Source organism: Serratia symbiotica (Periphyllus acericola) (assembly GCF_964019515.1).
In the GTDB taxonomy this organism is placed as follows: Bacteria; Pseudomonadota; Gammaproteobacteria; order Enterobacterales; family Enterobacteriaceae; genus Serratia; species Serratia symbiotica_D.
Genome location: NZ_OZ026452.1, coordinates 461,831 through 477,387, shown reverse-complemented (window position 1 = coordinate 477,387; position 15,557 = coordinate 461,831). Strand labels below are relative to the sequence as shown.

The following is a 15,557-nucleotide window of genomic DNA, read 5'->3' as shown; positions in this document are numbered from 1 at the left end:
CCTGCCAGAATTTCAGGCAAGCTTCTCCATCATGCCGACCAAGGTCAACAAGGTCAACCCGGTCATGCCGGAAGTGGTCAATTCTGAATCCATTCATCGGCCACCACAACGGTGACATCGTTGGGAAAATCTGCGCCGAAACCGGCAAAAGCGTGCGCGAGGTGTTACTGGAACGTGGCCTGCTGACCGAAGCAGAGACCGAAGCAGAGCTAGATGACATCTTCTCTGTGGAGAACTTGATGCACCCAGCGGCTTTGTTGAATAAATCGGATTTGGAATAAAGAGTCCCGTGAATGGGCATCTTTCAGGCAAGGCGTACACTTTCTGGCATACCGGCGAGCGTCATCTTGTTTAATGTACAGATCATGGCCAGCGCCTCTGCAACTTGCCCATCATAATCTCGCAGCGACAGGTGACCACCAAATAGCTGTTTTACTCTGTACCTCGCTGTTGCCGCTATCGAACGTCGGTGGTAGCCTGTGATACTTTTCCACCGTGTGTTGTCTCCGGTAACGCGCTGGTTCACCACCGCTTGATTTCGCTCTGCATAGTCTGCCGACCAATAACGGGCTCCGCTGCTGGGCGGTATTAACGCCTTGAGCTTCTTGCCCCTTAACTTATCATCACACACTCGCGTATCCTAAGCCCGATCCGCCGAGGCGACTTTGATTTTACGGTACCTCTGACGGATGAGACCTAGGAAGGCTTCCATATCGGTGACATTGCTCAAGGAAAGGTCAGCACAGATGACCTCATGTGTTGCTGTATCTACGGCCAAATGCAGTTTTCGCCAGATCCGCCGTTTTTCCTGACCGTGTTTTTTTACCTTCCACTCCCCTTCACCCAATACGTTGAGCCCGCTAGAGTCGATAACGAGGTGCGCAATTTCACCCGGCGTTACGGTTTTAAACGGGACATGGCCGGACTTCGCCCGCTTACTGATGCAGGTGTCTTCCGGGCAGTTCAACGGCACTTTGATCAGTGTGACAATGGAGTCGACGAAGCCCTGGAGGGCGCGAAGTGTCAGGCCGAAAATCCGTTTCAGCATCAATACGCTGGTGATTGCCATATCGGAATAATGAGCGCTAAAAAATGCGGCTTAAACCGCGTTTTTTATTTCAGTTGCTAAGGATGATCCTTAAAAGCGAAAATTTTTTTGATCGACCCCTTGAAGGGGGATGGAATACCCCCATATCAAATCCCACGTCGCCGGTGATAACAATAAATCCGGTGAACAACTCTAGATCCGATAGAAACCTTCTTACTTACAGGAGAGCGTTCAATGAGTATTCGTCCATTGCATGACCGTGTTATCGTCAAGCGCAAAGAAGTTGAGTCAAAATCTGCTGGTGGCATTGTTCTGACTGGCTCTGCAGCGGGTAAATCTACTCGTGGTGAAGTGGTTGCAGTTGGGAAAGGACGTGTGCTGGAAAGTGGTAACGTCCAACCGTTGGATGTTAAAGTTGGCGATACTGTGATTTTCAATGATGGCTACGGCGTGAAAGTAGAAAAGATCGACAATCAAGACGTGTTGATCATGTCCGAAAGCGACATTCTGGCAATTGTTGAAGCGTAATTGCGCTTTATCTTCTGAACTGAACGAATTGAAGGGAAATACCAATGGCAGCTAAAGACGTAAAATTTGGCAATGATGCTCGCGTGAAAATGCTTTGCGGCGTAAATGTTCTCGCTGATGCAGTAAAAGTGACCCTAGGCCCGAAAGGCCGTAACGTAGTGCTGGATAAATCCTTCGGCTCTCCTACCATCACTAAAGATGGGGTGTCTGTTGCTCGCGAAATCGAATTGGAAGACAAATTCGAGAACATGGGCGCGCAGATGGTGAAAGAAGTAGCTTCCAAAGCGAACGATGCTGCGGGCGACGGTACCACTACAGCAACCGTACTGGCGCAATCCATCATCACCGAAGGCCTCAAGGCTGTGGCCGCTGGCATGAACCCGATGGATCTGAAGCGTGGCATCGACAAAGCAGTTATTGCGGGGGTTGAAGAGCTTAAAAAACTGTCCGTACCTTGCTCTGACTCCAAAGCCATCGCTCAGGTAGGCACCATCTCTGCAAACTCCGACGAAACCGTGGGCAAATTGATTGCAGAAGCAATGGAAAAAGTGGGTAAAGAAGGTGTTATCACTGTTGAAGAAGGCACCGGTCTGCAAGATGAGCTGGACGTGGTAGAGGGTATGCAGTTTGACCGTGGTTACCTGTCTCCTTACTTCATCAACAAGCCAGAAACCGGTTCTGTAGAGTTGGAAAGTCCGTTCATTCTGTTGGCGGACAAAAAAATCTCCAACATACGTGAAATGTTGCCGGTGCTGGAAGCCGTGGCGAAAGCTGGAAAACCACTGCTGATTATTGCTGAGGATGTTGAAGGCGAAGCACTGGCAACCATGGTAGTTAACACGATGCGTGGCGTTGTGAAAGTGGCTGCGGTTAAGGGACCTGGCTTCGGCGATCGTCGTAAAGCCATGTTGCAGGATATTGCAACCCTGACAGGCGGTACGGTTATCTCTGAAGAGATCGGTCTGGAACTGGAAAAAACTACACTGGAAGACTTGGGCCAGGCTAAACGCGTGGTGATCAACAAAGACACCACCATCGTCATTGATGGCGTGGGAGATGAGGCGACCATCAAAGGCCGCGTTGCCCAGATCCGTCAACAGATCGAAGAAGCGACCTCTGATTATGATCGTGAAAAACTCCAGGAACGCGTAGCTAAACTGGCTGGCGGCGTTGCCGTTATCAAAGTTGGTGCAGCAACTGAAGTTGAAATGAAAGAGAAGAAAACCCGCGTTGCAGACGCCCTGAATGCAACCCGTGCTGCGGTAGAAGAAGGTGTGGTTGCTGGTGGTGGCGTTGCGCTGATCCGCGTGGCAGGTAAAATTAGCCGCCTGAAAGGCGACAACGAAGATCAGAATGTTGGTATTAAAGTTGCACTGAGTGCGATGGAATCTCCACTGCGCCAGATAGTGATTAACGCCGGTGAAGAAGCTTCTGTGATCGCCAACAACGTGAAAGCGGGCGAAGGTAGCTATGGTTACAATGCTTACTCTGAAGAATATGGTGACATGATCGCGATGGGTATCCTGGACCCAACCAAAGTAACCCGTTCTGCTCTGCAATATGCGGCTTCTGTGGCTGGTCTGATGATCACCACGGAATGCATGGTTACCGATCTACCGAAAAGTGATGCGCCTGATTTAGGCGGCATGGGTGGTATGGGCGGCATGATGTAATTATCCCCCACGCTTGCGTATGCTATTCAACCCTGGTCAACGGTGAAACTAGCCGGGGCTGAATAAAATGGTCACCTCACCCTGTGAGCATACTGCTGACAGGGTGCTTTTATTTCTGCGAGGCATCATGCAAAATGTTATGCTTACTAGCTGGTAAACTGGAAAACCACCAACTAAGGCGTCGGTCAAAAGTTGAGGCAGCAGATGCTTAGGTAATGGCAACGTTCAAAGAAATTTTTTTATTAATTTTCAACATGATATGGGTGGAATGTGGATTGTGGAATGTGGATTAAAGCCTTGCTGGGTCTCTTGACTGTTGTACTGCTAGCACTAACCATCTGCGTAATAAGGCAGCGGCCATGGGGGTCAATATGATCTACGTTGCCAATAGCCCGAGCCAGAACCTGCTGGCGAGTTTCGTTCCACTGGAGGCTTTGTTGAATAAATAGGATTTGGAATAAAGAGTCCCGTGAATGGGCATCTTTTAGGCAAGGCGTACACTTTCTGGCATACCGGCGAGCGTCATCTTGTTTAATGCACAGATCATGGCCATCGTCTCTGCAACTCCACCGTGTGTTGTCTCCAGTAACGCGCCGGTTCGCCACCGCTTAATTTCGCTCTGCATAGTCTGCCGACCAATAATGGGCTCCGCTGCTGGGCGGTATTAACGCCTTGAGCTTCTTGCCCCTTAACTCATCATCACACACTCGCGTATCCTAAGCCCGATCTGCCGAGGCGACTTTGATTTTACGGTCCCTCTGACGGATGAGACCTGGGAAGGCTTCTATATCGGTGACATTGCTCAAGGAAAGGTCAGCACAGATGACCTCATGTGTTGCTGTATCTACGGCCAAATGCAGTTTTCGCCAGATCCGCCGTTTTTCCTGACCGTGTTTTTTTGCCATCCACTCGCCTTCACCCAACATGTTGAGCCCGCTAGAGTCGATAACGAGGTGCGCAATTTCACCCAGCGTTGGGGTTTTAAACGGGACATGGCCGGACTTTGCCCGCTTACTGATGCAGGTGTCGTCCGGGCAGTTCAACGGCACTTTGATCAGTGTGACAATGGAGTCGACAAAGCCCTGGAGGGCGCGAAGTGTCAGGCCGAAAATCCGTTTCAGCATCAATACGCTGGTGATTGCCATATCGGAATAATGTGGTGGGCGACCACGCAGAGAAGGTTTTGCCTCGCAGTACCAGGCGTGAAGTGCCATTTCATCCCCACAGCAAGTGAGTGAATCCCGAGTGATAAGGGCGTTGTTGTAAGCCTTCCAGTTGGTGATGTTGAACTTTTGCTGGGCCACGGAATGTCGCTATGTTGACAGAAGGAGAGTGATCTGATCCTCGTCCCGGACAAATGTTCGATTTATTCAACAACGCCTACTACGCCCATCGTAGTCCAGCATCATATGTTAGATAGGAATAAATGACTAAATCCAGATCACCTTATGAGACTTATAAAATCATGCTTTTCTTGTTCTGTGATCCCTTTCACGTTTGCTAACCTGAGTAATAAAAAAAGGTTGTTAGTTGAAATGTGCAGCGGATATCCCAATTGTATCAATCAGTCTTGTATAGCCGCCCTTTTCGCGTAGGCACCTCAAAGCGGCTGTACTCTATTTATCGATAGGAGAACCAGGTGCGCTGGTTACCAATACTGCTAATATTTCTGCTGGCTTATATAGAAATATCCTTATTTATCAAAATTTCTGATGTACTTGGTGTGGCTTTTACCTTGTTGCTGGTGATCTTCACCTTTTGCGTTGGCATTTCGCTGATGCGCAACCAAGGTATGAGAACCTTCGTACAAATACAGAAAAAGTTGTCTGCTGGTGAAAGCCCAGAGGTGGAAATGGTGAGAAGTTTCTCGCTGATGATCGCTGGCTTCTTGCTGATGATTCCAGGCTTTTTTACCGATTTTCTCGGCCTGCTATTGTTGCTGCCACAGGTACAGAAATTGCTGACGCTCAGGCTGATGCCACATCTGTTCGTTTACCGTTTTTGCGGTTTGGGGCCAGGTAGTAACGCCGCCACTGGCAACACCTTTGACGGCGAATTCCAGTGCAAAGACGACGAGCGTTATATGTTGGAGCAGCGTCCAGATGATCACGACAAGCATAATGAGCGCTAAAAAATGCGGCTTAAACCGCGTTTTTTATTTCAGTTGCTAAGGATGATCCTTAAAAGCGAAAATTTTTTTGATCGACCCCTTGAAGGGGGATGGAATACCCCCATATCAAATCCCACGTCGCCGGTGATAACAATAAATCCGGTGAACAACTCTAGATCCGATAGAAACCTTCTTACTTACAGGAGAGCGTTCAATGAGTATTCGTCCATTGCATGACCGTGTTATCGTCAAGCGCAAAGAAGTTGAGTCAAAATCTGCTGGTGGCATTGTTCTGACTGGCTCTGCAGCGGGTAAATCTACTCGTGGTGAAGTGGTTGCAGTTGGGAAAGGACGTGTGCTGGAAAGTGGTAACGTCCAACCGTTGGATGTTAAAGTTGGCGATACTGTGATTTTCAATGATGGCTACGGCGTGAAAGTAGAAAAGATCGACAATCAAGACGTGTTGATCATGTCCGAAAGCGACATTCTGGCAATTGTTGAAGCGTAATTGCGCTTTATCTTCTGAACTGAACGAATTGAAGGGAAATACCAATGGCAGCTAAAGACGTAAAATTTGGCAATGATGCTCGCGTGAAAATGCTTTGCGGCGTAAATGTTCTCGCTGATGCAGTAAAAGTGACCCTAGGCCCGAAAGGCCGTAACGTAGTGCTGGATAAATCCTTCGGCTCTCCTACCATCACTAAAGATGGGGTGTCTGTTGCTCGCGAAATCGAATTGGAAGACAAATTCGAGAACATGGGCGCGCAGATGGTGAAAGAAGTAGCTTCCAAAGCGAACGATGCTGCGGGCGACGGTACCACTACAGCAACCGTACTGGCGCAATCCATCATCACCGAAGGCCTCAAGGCTGTGGCCGCTGGCATGAACCCGATGGATCTGAAGCGTGGCATCGACAAAGCAGTTATTGCGGGGGTTGAAGAGCTTAAAAAACTGTCCGTACCTTGCTCTGACTCCAAAGCCATCGCTCAGGTAGGCACCATCTCTGCAAACTCCGACGAAACCGTGGGCAAATTGATTGCAGAAGCAATGGAAAAAGTGGGTAAAGAAGGTGTTATCACTGTTGAAGAAGGCACCGGTCTGCAAGATGAGCTGGACGTGGTAGAGGGTATGCAGTTTGACCGTGGTTACCTGTCTCCTTACTTCATCAACAAGCCAGAAACCGGTTCTGTAGAGTTGGAAAGTCCGTTCATTCTGTTAGCGGACAAAAAAATCTCCAACATACGTGAAATGTTGCCGGTGCTGGAAGCCTTGGCGAAAGCTGGAAAACCACTGCTGATTATTGCTGAGGATGTTGAAGGCGAAGCACTGGCAACCATGGTAGTTAACACGATGCGTGGCGTTGTGAAAGTGGCTGCGGTTAAGGGACCTGGCTTCGGCGATCGTCGTAAAGCCATGTTGCAGGATATTGCAACCCTGACAGGCGGTACGGTTATCTCTGAAGAGATCGGTCTGGAACTGGAAAAAACTACACTGGAAGACTTGGGCCAGGCTAAACGCGTGGTGATCAACAAAGACACCACCATCGTCATTGATGGCGTGGGAGATGAGGCGACCATCAAAGGCCGCGTTGCCCAGATCCGTCAACAGATCGAAGAAGCGACCTCTGATTATGATCGTGAAAAACTCCAGGAACGCGTAGCTAAACTGGCTGGCGGCGTTGCCGTTATCAAAGTTGGTGCAGCAACTGAAGTTGAAATGAAAGAGAAGAAAACCCGCGTTGAAGACGCCCTGAATGCAACCCGTGCTGCGGTAGAAGAAGGTGTGGTTGCTGGTGGTGGCGTTGCGCTGATCCGCGTGGCAGGTAAAATTAGCCGCCTGAAAGGCGACAACGAAGATCAGAATGTTGGTATTAAAGTTGCACTGAGTGCGATGGAATCTCCACTGCGCCAGATAGTGATTAACGCCGGTGAAGAAGCTTCTGTGATCGCCAACAACGTGAAAGCGGGCGAAGGTAGCTATGGTTACAATGCTTACTCTGAAGAATATGGTGACATGATCGCGATGGGTATCCTGGACCCAACCAAAGTAACCCGTTCTGCTCTGCAATATGCGGCTTCTGTGGCTGGTCTGATGATCACCACGGAATGCATGGTTACCGATCTACCGAAAAGTGATGCGCCTGATTTAGGCGGCATGGGTGGTATGGGCGGCATGATGTAATTATCCCCCACGCTTGCGTATGCTATTCAACCCTGGTCAACGGTGAAACTAGCCGGGGCTGAATAAAATGGTCACCTCACCCTGTGAGCATACTGCTGACAGGGTGCTTTTATTTCTGCGAGGCATCATGCAAAATGTTATGCTTACTAGCTGGTAAACTGGAAAACCACCAACTAAGGCGTCGGTCAAAAGTTGAGGCAGCAGATGCTTAGGTAATGGCAACGTTCAAAGAAATTTTTTTATTAATTTTCAACATGATATGGGTGGAATGTGGATTGTGGAATGTGGATTAAAGCCTTGCTGGGTCTCTTGACTGTTGTACTGCTGGCACTAACCATCTGCGTAATAAGGCAGCGGCCATGGGGGTCAATATGATCTACGTTGCCAATAAGAATGGCAGGCTGGAGAGTGCTGACGCACTGACACTCCATACTCGTACCCTGGACAACCAGGCCAGCACCCTGTTTGGCTTGCAAGCGCTCACTTTGACCGCACAACAAGACTACACCCGGTGTTGTTGAATAAATCGAACATTTGTCCGGGACGAGGATCAGATCACTCTCCTTCTGTCAACATAGCGACATTCCGTGGCCCAGCAAAAGTTCAACATCACCAACTGGAAGGCTTACAACAACGCCCTTATCACTCGGGATTCACTCACTTGCTGTGGGGATGAAACGGCACTTCACGCCTGGTACTGCGAGGCAAAACCTTCTCTGCGTGGTCGCCCACCACATTATTCCGATATGGCAATCACCAGCGTATTGATGCTGAAACGGATTTTCGGCCTGACACTTCGCGCCCTCCAGGGCTTTGTCGACTCCATTGTCACACTGATCAAAGTGCCGTTGAACTGCCCGGACGACACCTGCATCAGTAAGCGGGCAAAGTCCGGCCATGTCCCGTTTAAAACCCCAACGCTGGGTGAAATTGCGCACCTCGTTATCGACTCTAGCGGGCTCAACATGTTGGGTGAAGGCGAGTGGATGGCAAAAAAACACGGTCAGGAAAAACGGCGGATCTGGCGAAAACTGCATTTGGCCGTAGATACAGCAACACATGAGGTCATCTGTGCTGACCTTTCCTTGAGCAATGTCACCGATATAGAAGCCTTCCCAGGTCTCATCCGTCAGAGGGACCGTAAAATCAAAGTCGCCTCGGCAGATCGGGCTTAGGATACGCGAGTGTGTGATGATGAGTTAAGGGGCAAGAAGCTCAAGGCGTTAATACCGCCCAGCAGCGGAGCCCGTTATTGGTCGGCAGACTATGCAGAGCGAAATTAAGCGGTGGTGCACCAGCGCGTTACCGGAGACAACACACGGTGGAAAAGTATCACAGGCTACCACCGACGTTCGATAGCGGCAACAGCGAGGTACAGAGTAAAACAGCTATTTGGTAGTCACCTGTCGCTGCGAGATTATGATGGGCAAGTTGCAGAGGCGCTGGCCATGATCTGTGCATTAAACAAGATGCCGCTCGCTGGTATGCCAGAAAGTGTACGCCTTGCCTGAAAGCTGCCCATTCAGGGGACTCTTTATTCCAAATCCGAATTCCAAATCCGATTTATTCAACAACGCCTGGAAAAAGGGCAAACTGAATTGGTGGAACACTATCTGCAACTAAGTGCCAAACGCGGCCTATGGTATTACTACAATCTGTTGGAAGACGACTCCTTCACCAATATCCAGCACAGCGCCACCTATAGGTCGATCCTGGCAGCCACCAAGGCTCGTTATCTACAACACGCGCATCAGTTTGAAGGTAAGGCTACACCCTGCCTACCTGTACTCCGCCACCAGAAGGTTGGCCAACGGTTATTTTCCTGCACACCTACTGCAAAGCCGCCACCATTAGCCCAGAGAAACAGTTGCTGTTTGGCGAAATGGGCGTGGCTTATATTGAGATCAACGGAACGCAAATGCTATCGGAGAACAGCTTTCGCTGGTCTAACTACAATGATGAAAGCAAGCAGAGTGCTATTCAGCGGGTAATTCAGCGATTAGCCCCAGCATTAAAACTCAACGTGAAGCAGGTTTACTTCAGTAGCAGTTGACAGAGAGCGTTGTACGCCGCCAATCTGATGGCAAAATACCCGCAATTTTACGTCGGCGCGCTATTGATTGCCCCCAAAGGCGTGACCCAAACGGTGAAACATTCGTTGGCCGCACATAAGCGAATAGTGCTGGTATATTACGATCTGCAGCACTTCAGCAGTCAGGCACTGGCGCTATACTTCGCCAATATGTTCAGTGAAGGGAATCAAGTACAGACGCTGCATTTGGCTCTGGCCGAAGATGCTACCAACAGTCGTCAGGCACGTTTCAAACAACTGTTGCAGTGGATATTGAATCAGACACCGGAGGCAAAACCGAGATCATAAGACAACAGGGCTGGGGACACTTGTCAGCCCTACTCGCATCAATAATGTCTATCTACCCAGACAATTTTCAGCACAAACAGCAGGGCTACCACCTTTACTCATGGGCTGATCTCACGCCAGTGACCAGTGCCTAACTTCATCACGCAGTAGGAAATAAAGCCAAGTGCTATGCCCTCGGTGATCGAGAAGCTAAACTGCATCATCACTGCGATGACAAACGCCGACACGGCTTCTGTCAGGTCATCCCATTTCACCTGTCCCAAGCTGGAGGTCATCAGCACACCCACGTAAATCAGTGCTCAAGCGGCAGCGTAGACTAGCACCATACCTGCCAGTGGCGACAGGAATATTACTAGCAGGAACAGAACGCCGGTCACCATCGCGGTCAGGCCAGTACGTCCACCAACAGCGCCCCCCGACGAACTTTCGATATAAGCGGTAGCGTCAGAGAACCCATCACCGAACTTATGCTATCAACATACAGCGCCTGCTTCATGCGGGGGCATTTACCCTTGTGGTCGGTCAACCCGGCCTTGTCGGCCACGCCGATCAGCGTGCCAGAATAATCGAACAGGTTAACCAGCATAAAGGAAAAGATCACACCAGCCAGATCAGTTTGGCCCACCACTGAGGTAATGTTCGGTGGCATAGAGAATACACCGCCGTATTTCACATCGCCCAACATCCAAACGATCAGGGTAGTCACCACGATGAAAATCAGCACCGCCGCATGGAAATTGTGTGCAGACAGCACAGCGATTATAAAGAAACCGAGCGTACCCAACAGAACGCTTTGCGAGGTCAGGCTACCGATGGTCACTAGCGTATCCGGGGTTGCTACCACCACACCGGCGTTTTTCAGCCCTATCATGCCGATAAACAAACCGATTCCACTGGTAATACCCACCCGCAGGCTGATCGGGATGTTGGCGATCATCCAATAGCGGACGCGGAAAAAGGTCAGCAACAACAAACCAACGGCAGCCAAGAAAATAGCCCCCATCCCCACGTACTATGAAATGCCCATCGCCCCGACTACCTCGAAGGCGAAGAAGGCATTCAGACCCATCGCCGGTGCCAGCGACACCGGCAAATTCGCCACCAGCCCCATAAAGATACTGCCAAATGCGGCGATCAGGCAGGTTGTCACAAACACTGCCTGCGTATCCATGCCTGCCGCGCCGAGAATTTGGGGGTTCACGAACACGATATACACCATGGTCAGAAAGGTAGTTGTACCAGCAATCATTTCTGTACTCGCCGTTGCTCCATGCTGCTAGAGTTTAAACACGCGCCCAAGCAAACCTTGCTCAGCGTCAAGGCCAGATACTACTGGTTTGGTCATGATCAGAATTCCGCAGAGAGGAATGGACAGTCGCCGGTTATTCTATAATAAAAAGTCAGGCTTTGGACGCCGCTCACAGGTTTTTTCGCTGTCTTTAATGGAGGGATCCTTGATGATACCGTTTGACGGTAGGTTCGCGAGAGCTTATTGCTCCAGGAAATCCAATGATGGGTGAACGACGGCACCACCCTCCTATGCGGCCGCGATTTAGAAAATAGTACCTGGGGGAGAATTACTTTTTTCTCTCGCCTTGGCTGCCAGTGCATAGCAGCTTTTCCAGTGCATCGCCGCCAATATGACGAAAATCCTGCCCCTTCACAAAATAGAAGATAGATTCGCAGATATGCTGGCAGCGGTCGACGATACGCTCGATCGAACGGGCGCAGAACAGCGCAGTCAACACGCTCTGAATGGTGCGCGAATCTTCCATCATGTAAGTCATCAGTTGGCGCACGATGCTTTCATACATATTGCTGATCGACCTTTTTATCTTCACGATAAATACGGATCGCCTCATCCAGGTCCATGCGTGCGAAGGCATCCAGCACATCATGCAGCATCTTCACAGTGTGCTGGCCCAGCTACTCCAAGCTGACCAACAGCGGCTGATGCCGGTGCGAGAACGTCTCCAGCGCGGTGCGGCAGATTTTATCCGCCACGTGACCAATGCGCTCCAGCTCAGAAATGGTCTTGATAATTACCATCACCAGACGCAGGTCACTGGCGGTGGGTTGGCGTTTAGCAATGATACGTACGCAGGCTTCGTCGATCGCCACTTCCATCATATTAACCCTGACATAGCCCGCGATCACGCGCTTGGCCAGTTCACCGTCCTGATTGTGCATGGCGGTAATGCTATCGGTGAGTTGCTGTTCCACCAGCCCGCCCATGATCAGCACCTGGGTGCGGATATGCTCAAGCTCTGCGTTGAACTGGCCGGAAATATGTTTATTTAAATTCAGGCTATCCATGATTTTTCCTATCAACCATAACGGCCAGTGATGTAATCTTCAGTCTGCTTTTTCTGCGGCGCAGTGAACAGGTTATCAGTAACACTGAATTCGATCAGTTCACCCAGATAAATAAATGCGGTGGCATCAGAACAAAGCGCGGCCTGCTGCATTTTATGGGTCATGATTACCAATGTATAGTCAGACTTCAGTTCACTGATCAGCTCTTCAATCTTGCCGGTGGAAATCGGGTCTAGCGCCGAACACGGCTTATCAAGCAATAAGACCTCTGGCCGGATGGCGATGCCACGGGAGATGCACAGGCGCCTGCTGGCCGCCGGACAAGCTGTAACCGCTCTGATGCAGTTTTTCCTTGGTTTCGTCCCATAGCGCTGCTTTGCTCAGCGCCCACTGCACACGCTCGTCCATATCGGCGAGCGAAAGCTTTTCAAGGCCAGTTGTTGCCATTCAGCGAACGGACTCATGGCGAATTTGAAAATAGTCACCGGCAGGTTGGCGATCGGCTGCATCAAGTCGGTACTACAGAACTGGTTCGACAACGAGGTAAACAGCAACGGGGCGGTTTCCCCGGCAATGCGCGCAATCGCCAGCAATACACCGGTGATGATGCCGGAGAAAGAGGCTTTTAGCGTAATGGCAGAAATCATGCGCCATTTCGGCGTACCCAGTGCATAAGCAGCCTCACGCAATGTATCCGGTAACAGCTTCAGCATGTTCTCGGTGGTGCGGATGACGATCGGCACCTATAACAGCGCCAATGCGATAATACTGGCCCAACCTGAGAAGTGTTCCATTTTAACCACCATAACGGTATAAACGAACAGACCCACCACGATCGATGGCGCAGACAGCAGGATATCGTTGATGAAACGAATGATTTCCGCCAGCTAGGATTTCCGCCCATATTCCGCAATATAGATGCCAGCCATGATGCCTAATATCGTCGCCCACAGGATCAACAGGCCACTGCCAGCGATGGCATTAGCCAAGCCACCGCCCGCAACGTTTGGTGGCGGCGTCATTTCGGTGAACAACGCCAGCGAAATGCCGTCGACGCCCTTGGAGAAGGTGGAGAACAATATCCACACCAAACAGAACAGGCCAAACACCATGGTCGCCATCGACAGCAATAGCGCCAGACGGTTCTTTTGGCGGCGTAAAGCCTGTATTTTGTGGCGGCTTTCCGCCAGTGCCAAGACAATAAAGGTACTCACAAACAGAATCAGACCCAGTTCCATCAGCGCGGCGGTATGCACACCGGCAGCAGCTTCGGCGAATTCGTTAGCTAACGACGAAATAATACTGTTACCAGGCATATACAGCGAGGCACTATCGAGTTGGTAGGTGTTGCCGATGATGAAGGTCACCGCCATGGTCTCCCCCAACGCACGCCCCAGGCCCAGCATCACACCGCCAATCACGCCGTTTTTGGTAAAAGGCAGCACGATGCGCCAAATCACTTCCCAGGTGGTACAGCCAATGCCATAGGCCGACTCTTTCATCATCACCGGGGTCTGCTCGAATACATCGCGCATAACTGCAGCGATGTAGGGAATAATCATGATGGCCAATATCACGCTAGCAGCCAAAATGCCGATGCCAAATGCTGGTCCCGAGAACAGCTCACCAACGAACGGGATGTCAGATAGCACCTAACGGCATCTGGAAGTACTCGGCAAACAGCGAGGCGAACACCAACAAGCCCAACATACCGTATACGATGCTTGGGATCGCCGCCAGCAGCTCAATGGCGATGCCCAATGGGCGTTTCAGCCAGTTGGGTGCCAGTTCGGTCAGGAACAGCGCGATGCCAAAATTCACTGGCACTGCAATAATCAGCGCAATCAGCGAGGTGACCAGAGTACCGTAGATCGGCAACAGCGCACCAAACTGCTCAGCAGGCGCGTCCCACTTACTCCACAGGAAAGCGAAGCCGAATTTCTGCATGCTTGGCAATGAGGCAAAAATCAGCGAAACAATAGCGAAACAATAATGCCGCTCAGCAACAATAAGGTGACCAGCACCGCCAGTCGAACGAGCACGCTGAAGATGACGTCACCCTTTTTACTTGGTGCTTTAATGGTCGGCTTGTACTCAGCCGTAGATTACTCTCTTTGAACCGGCGTTGTTTAATAAATCGGAAATAGGATTTGGCATACAGAGTCCCGTGAATGGGCATCTTTCAGGCAAGGCGTACACTTTCAGCATACCGGAGAGCGGCATCTTGTTTAATGCAGCGCCTCTGCAACTTGCCCATCATAATCTCGCAGCGACAGGTGACCACCAAATAGCTGTTTTACTCTGTACCTCGCTGTTGCCGCTATCGAACGTCGGTGGTAGCCTGTGATACTTTTCCACCGTGTGTTGTCTCCGGTAACGCGCTGGTTCGCCACCGCTTGATTTCTTTCTGCATACTGCCGACCAATAACGAGCTCGCTTCTCGGCGGTATTAACACCTTGAGCTTCTTGCCCCTTAACTCATCATCACACACTCGCGTATCCTAAGCCCGATCCGCCGCGGCGACTTTGATTTTACGGTACCTCTGACGGATGAGACCTGGGAAGGCTTCGGTATCGGTGACCTTGCTCAAGGAAAGGTCAGCACAGATGACCTCATGTGTTGCTGTATCTACGGCCAAATGCAGTTTTCGCCAGATCCGCCGTTTTTCCTGACCGTATTTTTTTGCCATCCACTCCCCTTTACCCAACACGTTGAGCCCGGTAGAGTCGATAACGAGGTGCGCAATTTCACCCGGCGTTGGGGTTTTAAACGGGACATGGCCGGACTTCGCCCGCTTACTGATACAGGTGTCGTCCGGGCAGTTCAACGCCACTTTAATCAGTGTGACAATGGAGTCGATGAAGCCCTGGATGGCGCGAAGTGTCAGGCCGAAAATCCGTTTCAGCATCAATACGCTGGTGATTGCCATATCGGAATAATGTGGTGGGCGACCACGCAGAGAAAGTTTTGCCTCGCAGTACCAGGCGTGAAGTGCCATTTCATCCACCGATAAAGTGAGTGAACCCCGAGTGATAAGGGCGTTGTTGTAAGCCTTCCAGTTGGTGATGTTGAACTTTTGCTGGGCCACGGAATGTCGCTATTTTGACAGAAGGAGAGTGATCTGATCCGCATGCCGGCCAAAAGTTCGATTTATTCAACAACGCCTGGCTCTTTGGCAAAAGTGTGCGTAAGCTCAAAAATCTAGGGCGAAAAAATAGAGAAAAGTTGCTTCTAATTTGTAGTGCTTACACACTGTTTGAAACGTTTCGGTGTTATTGCCCGCCATATTCTCGCAGATAACAATTTTTTTTCGCAATAAA

The 15,557-nt window shown here is 50.4% G+C and carries 10 protein-coding genes and 12 pseudogenes; 12 read left to right on the top strand and 10 right to left on the bottom strand.

The features are described 5' to 3' along the window. Nucleotides 1–83: 83 nt before the first annotated feature. Nucleotides 84–281, top strand: a pseudogene (locus tag AACL06_RS10525) (hypothetical protein); the annotation flags it as partial. Nucleotides 282–304: 23 nt separating this feature from the next. On the opposite strand, the pseudogene AACL06_RS02715 reads toward AACL06_RS10525, so the two are convergent. Then, nucleotides 305–1,078, bottom strand: a pseudogene (locus AACL06_RS02715) (IS5 family transposase); the annotation flags it as partial. Between the two features lie 204 nt (nt 1,079–1,282). Here AACL06_RS02715 and AACL06_RS02710 point away from each other — a divergent pair. The 3 genes and pseudogenes from AACL06_RS02710 to AACL06_RS10520 all read left to right on the top strand — a co-directional run. Beyond that, nucleotides 1,283–1,576, top strand: a complete 294-nt coding sequence (locus tag AACL06_RS02710) for a co-chaperone GroES (protein ID WP_006708881.1) — start codon at nt 1,283–1,285, stop codon at nt 1,574–1,576. A gap of 44 nt (nt 1,577–1,620) precedes the next feature. Next, on the top strand, nt 1,621–3,249 hold the full coding sequence (gene groL, locus AACL06_RS02705; protein WP_339037741.1) for a chaperonin GroEL: 1,629 nt from the start codon (nt 1,621–1,623) through the stop codon (nt 3,247–3,249). 326 nt (nt 3,250–3,575) lie between these two features. Continuing rightward, nucleotides 3,576–3,698 (top strand): annotated as a pseudogene (locus tag AACL06_RS10520) (DUF4156 domain-containing protein); the annotation flags it as partial. Nucleotides 3,699–3,733: 35 nt separating this feature from the next. Here AACL06_RS10520 and AACL06_RS02695 read toward each other — a convergent pair. Continuing rightward, a pseudogene (locus AACL06_RS02695) lies at nt 3,734–4,532 on the bottom strand (IS5 family transposase). Then, complete coding sequence (locus AACL06_RS02690; RefSeq protein ID WP_339037731.1) at nt 4,465–4,626, bottom strand: hypothetical protein; 162 nt, start codon at nt 4,624–4,626, stop codon at nt 4,465–4,467. The pseudogene AACL06_RS02695 and the gene AACL06_RS02690 overlap by 68 nt, the downstream one beginning before the upstream one ends. Nucleotides 4,627–4,888: 262 nt before the next feature. Between AACL06_RS02690 and AACL06_RS02685 the strand changes: the two genes are divergently transcribed. The 8 genes and pseudogenes from AACL06_RS02685 to AACL06_RS02655 all read left to right on the top strand — a co-directional run. Beyond that, the gene (locus AACL06_RS02685) at nt 4,889–5,380 is read left to right on the top strand and encodes an FxsA family protein (protein WP_339037738.1); all 492 of its coding nucleotides are present in this window, start codon (nt 4,889–4,891) and stop codon (nt 5,378–5,380) included. Nucleotides 5,381–5,573: 193 nt separating this feature from the next. Further along, nucleotides 5,574–5,867 carry a co-chaperone GroES gene (locus AACL06_RS02680; RefSeq protein WP_006708881.1) on the top strand — a complete coding sequence of 98 codons (294 nt, stop codon included), beginning with the start codon at nt 5,574–5,576 and terminating at the stop codon, nt 5,865–5,867. Nucleotides 5,868–5,911: 44 nt separating this feature from the next. After that, complete coding sequence (gene groL, locus AACL06_RS02675; protein ID WP_339037733.1) at nt 5,912–7,540, top strand: chaperonin GroEL; 1,629 nt, start codon at nt 5,912–5,914, stop codon at nt 7,538–7,540. Between the two features lie 359 nt (nt 7,541–7,899). Continuing rightward, a complete protein-coding gene (locus AACL06_RS10515) occupies nt 7,900–8,061 on the top strand; it encodes a hypothetical protein (protein ID WP_425336926.1) in 162 nt (53 codons plus the stop codon). Beyond that, nucleotides 8,055–8,216 (top strand): hypothetical protein, encoded by a 162-nt coding sequence (locus tag AACL06_RS02670; protein ID WP_339037731.1) that lies wholly within the window; start codon nt 8,055–8,057, stop codon nt 8,214–8,216. The genes AACL06_RS10515 and AACL06_RS02670 overlap by 7 nt, the downstream gene beginning before the upstream one ends. After that, nucleotides 8,149–9,051: pseudogene (locus AACL06_RS02665) on the top strand (IS5 family transposase). Before AACL06_RS02670 ends, AACL06_RS02665 begins: the two are co-directional and overlap by 68 nt. Further along, nucleotides 9,035–9,163 (top strand): hypothetical protein, encoded by a 129-nt coding sequence (locus AACL06_RS02660; RefSeq protein ID WP_339037729.1) that lies wholly within the window; start codon nt 9,035–9,037, stop codon nt 9,161–9,163. The pseudogene AACL06_RS02665 and the gene AACL06_RS02660 overlap by 17 nt, the downstream one beginning before the upstream one ends. Beyond that, a pseudogene (locus AACL06_RS02655) lies at nt 9,121–9,920 on the top strand (hypothetical protein); the annotation flags it as partial. The gene AACL06_RS02660 and the pseudogene AACL06_RS02655, both read left to right, overlap by 43 nt. A gap of 98 nt (nt 9,921–10,018) precedes the next feature. Here the strand turns inward: AACL06_RS02655 and AACL06_RS02650 are convergent. From AACL06_RS02650 to AACL06_RS02620, 7 genes and pseudogenes are all read right to left on the bottom strand, one after another. After that, nucleotides 10,019–11,265, bottom strand: a pseudogene (locus AACL06_RS02650) (NCS2 family permease). A gap of 232 nt (nt 11,266–11,497) precedes the next feature. Further along, a pseudogene (phoU, locus tag AACL06_RS02645) lies at nt 11,498–12,236 on the bottom strand (phosphate signaling complex protein PhoU). An 11-nt stretch (nt 12,237–12,247) separates the two neighbouring features. Next, a pseudogene (locus AACL06_RS02640) lies at nt 12,248–12,665 on the bottom strand (phosphate ABC transporter ATP-binding protein); the annotation flags it as partial. A gap of 2 nt (nt 12,666–12,667) precedes the next feature. Then, a pseudogene (gene pstA / locus AACL06_RS02635) lies at nt 12,668–13,405 on the bottom strand (phosphate ABC transporter permease PstA); the annotation flags it as partial. After that, nucleotides 13,379–14,317, bottom strand: a pseudogene (gene pstC / locus AACL06_RS02630) (phosphate ABC transporter permease PstC); the annotation flags it as partial. The pseudogenes pstA and pstC, both read right to left, overlap by 27 nt. A 147-nt stretch (nt 14,318–14,464) precedes the next feature. Then, nucleotides 14,465–15,304: pseudogene (locus tag AACL06_RS02625) on the bottom strand (IS5 family transposase). Next, a complete protein-coding gene (locus tag AACL06_RS02620) occupies nt 15,237–15,398 on the bottom strand; it encodes a hypothetical protein (RefSeq protein WP_339037727.1) in 162 nt (53 codons plus the stop codon). Before AACL06_RS02620 ends, AACL06_RS02625 begins: the two are co-directional and overlap by 68 nt. Nucleotides 15,399–15,557: the final 159 nt, after the last annotated feature.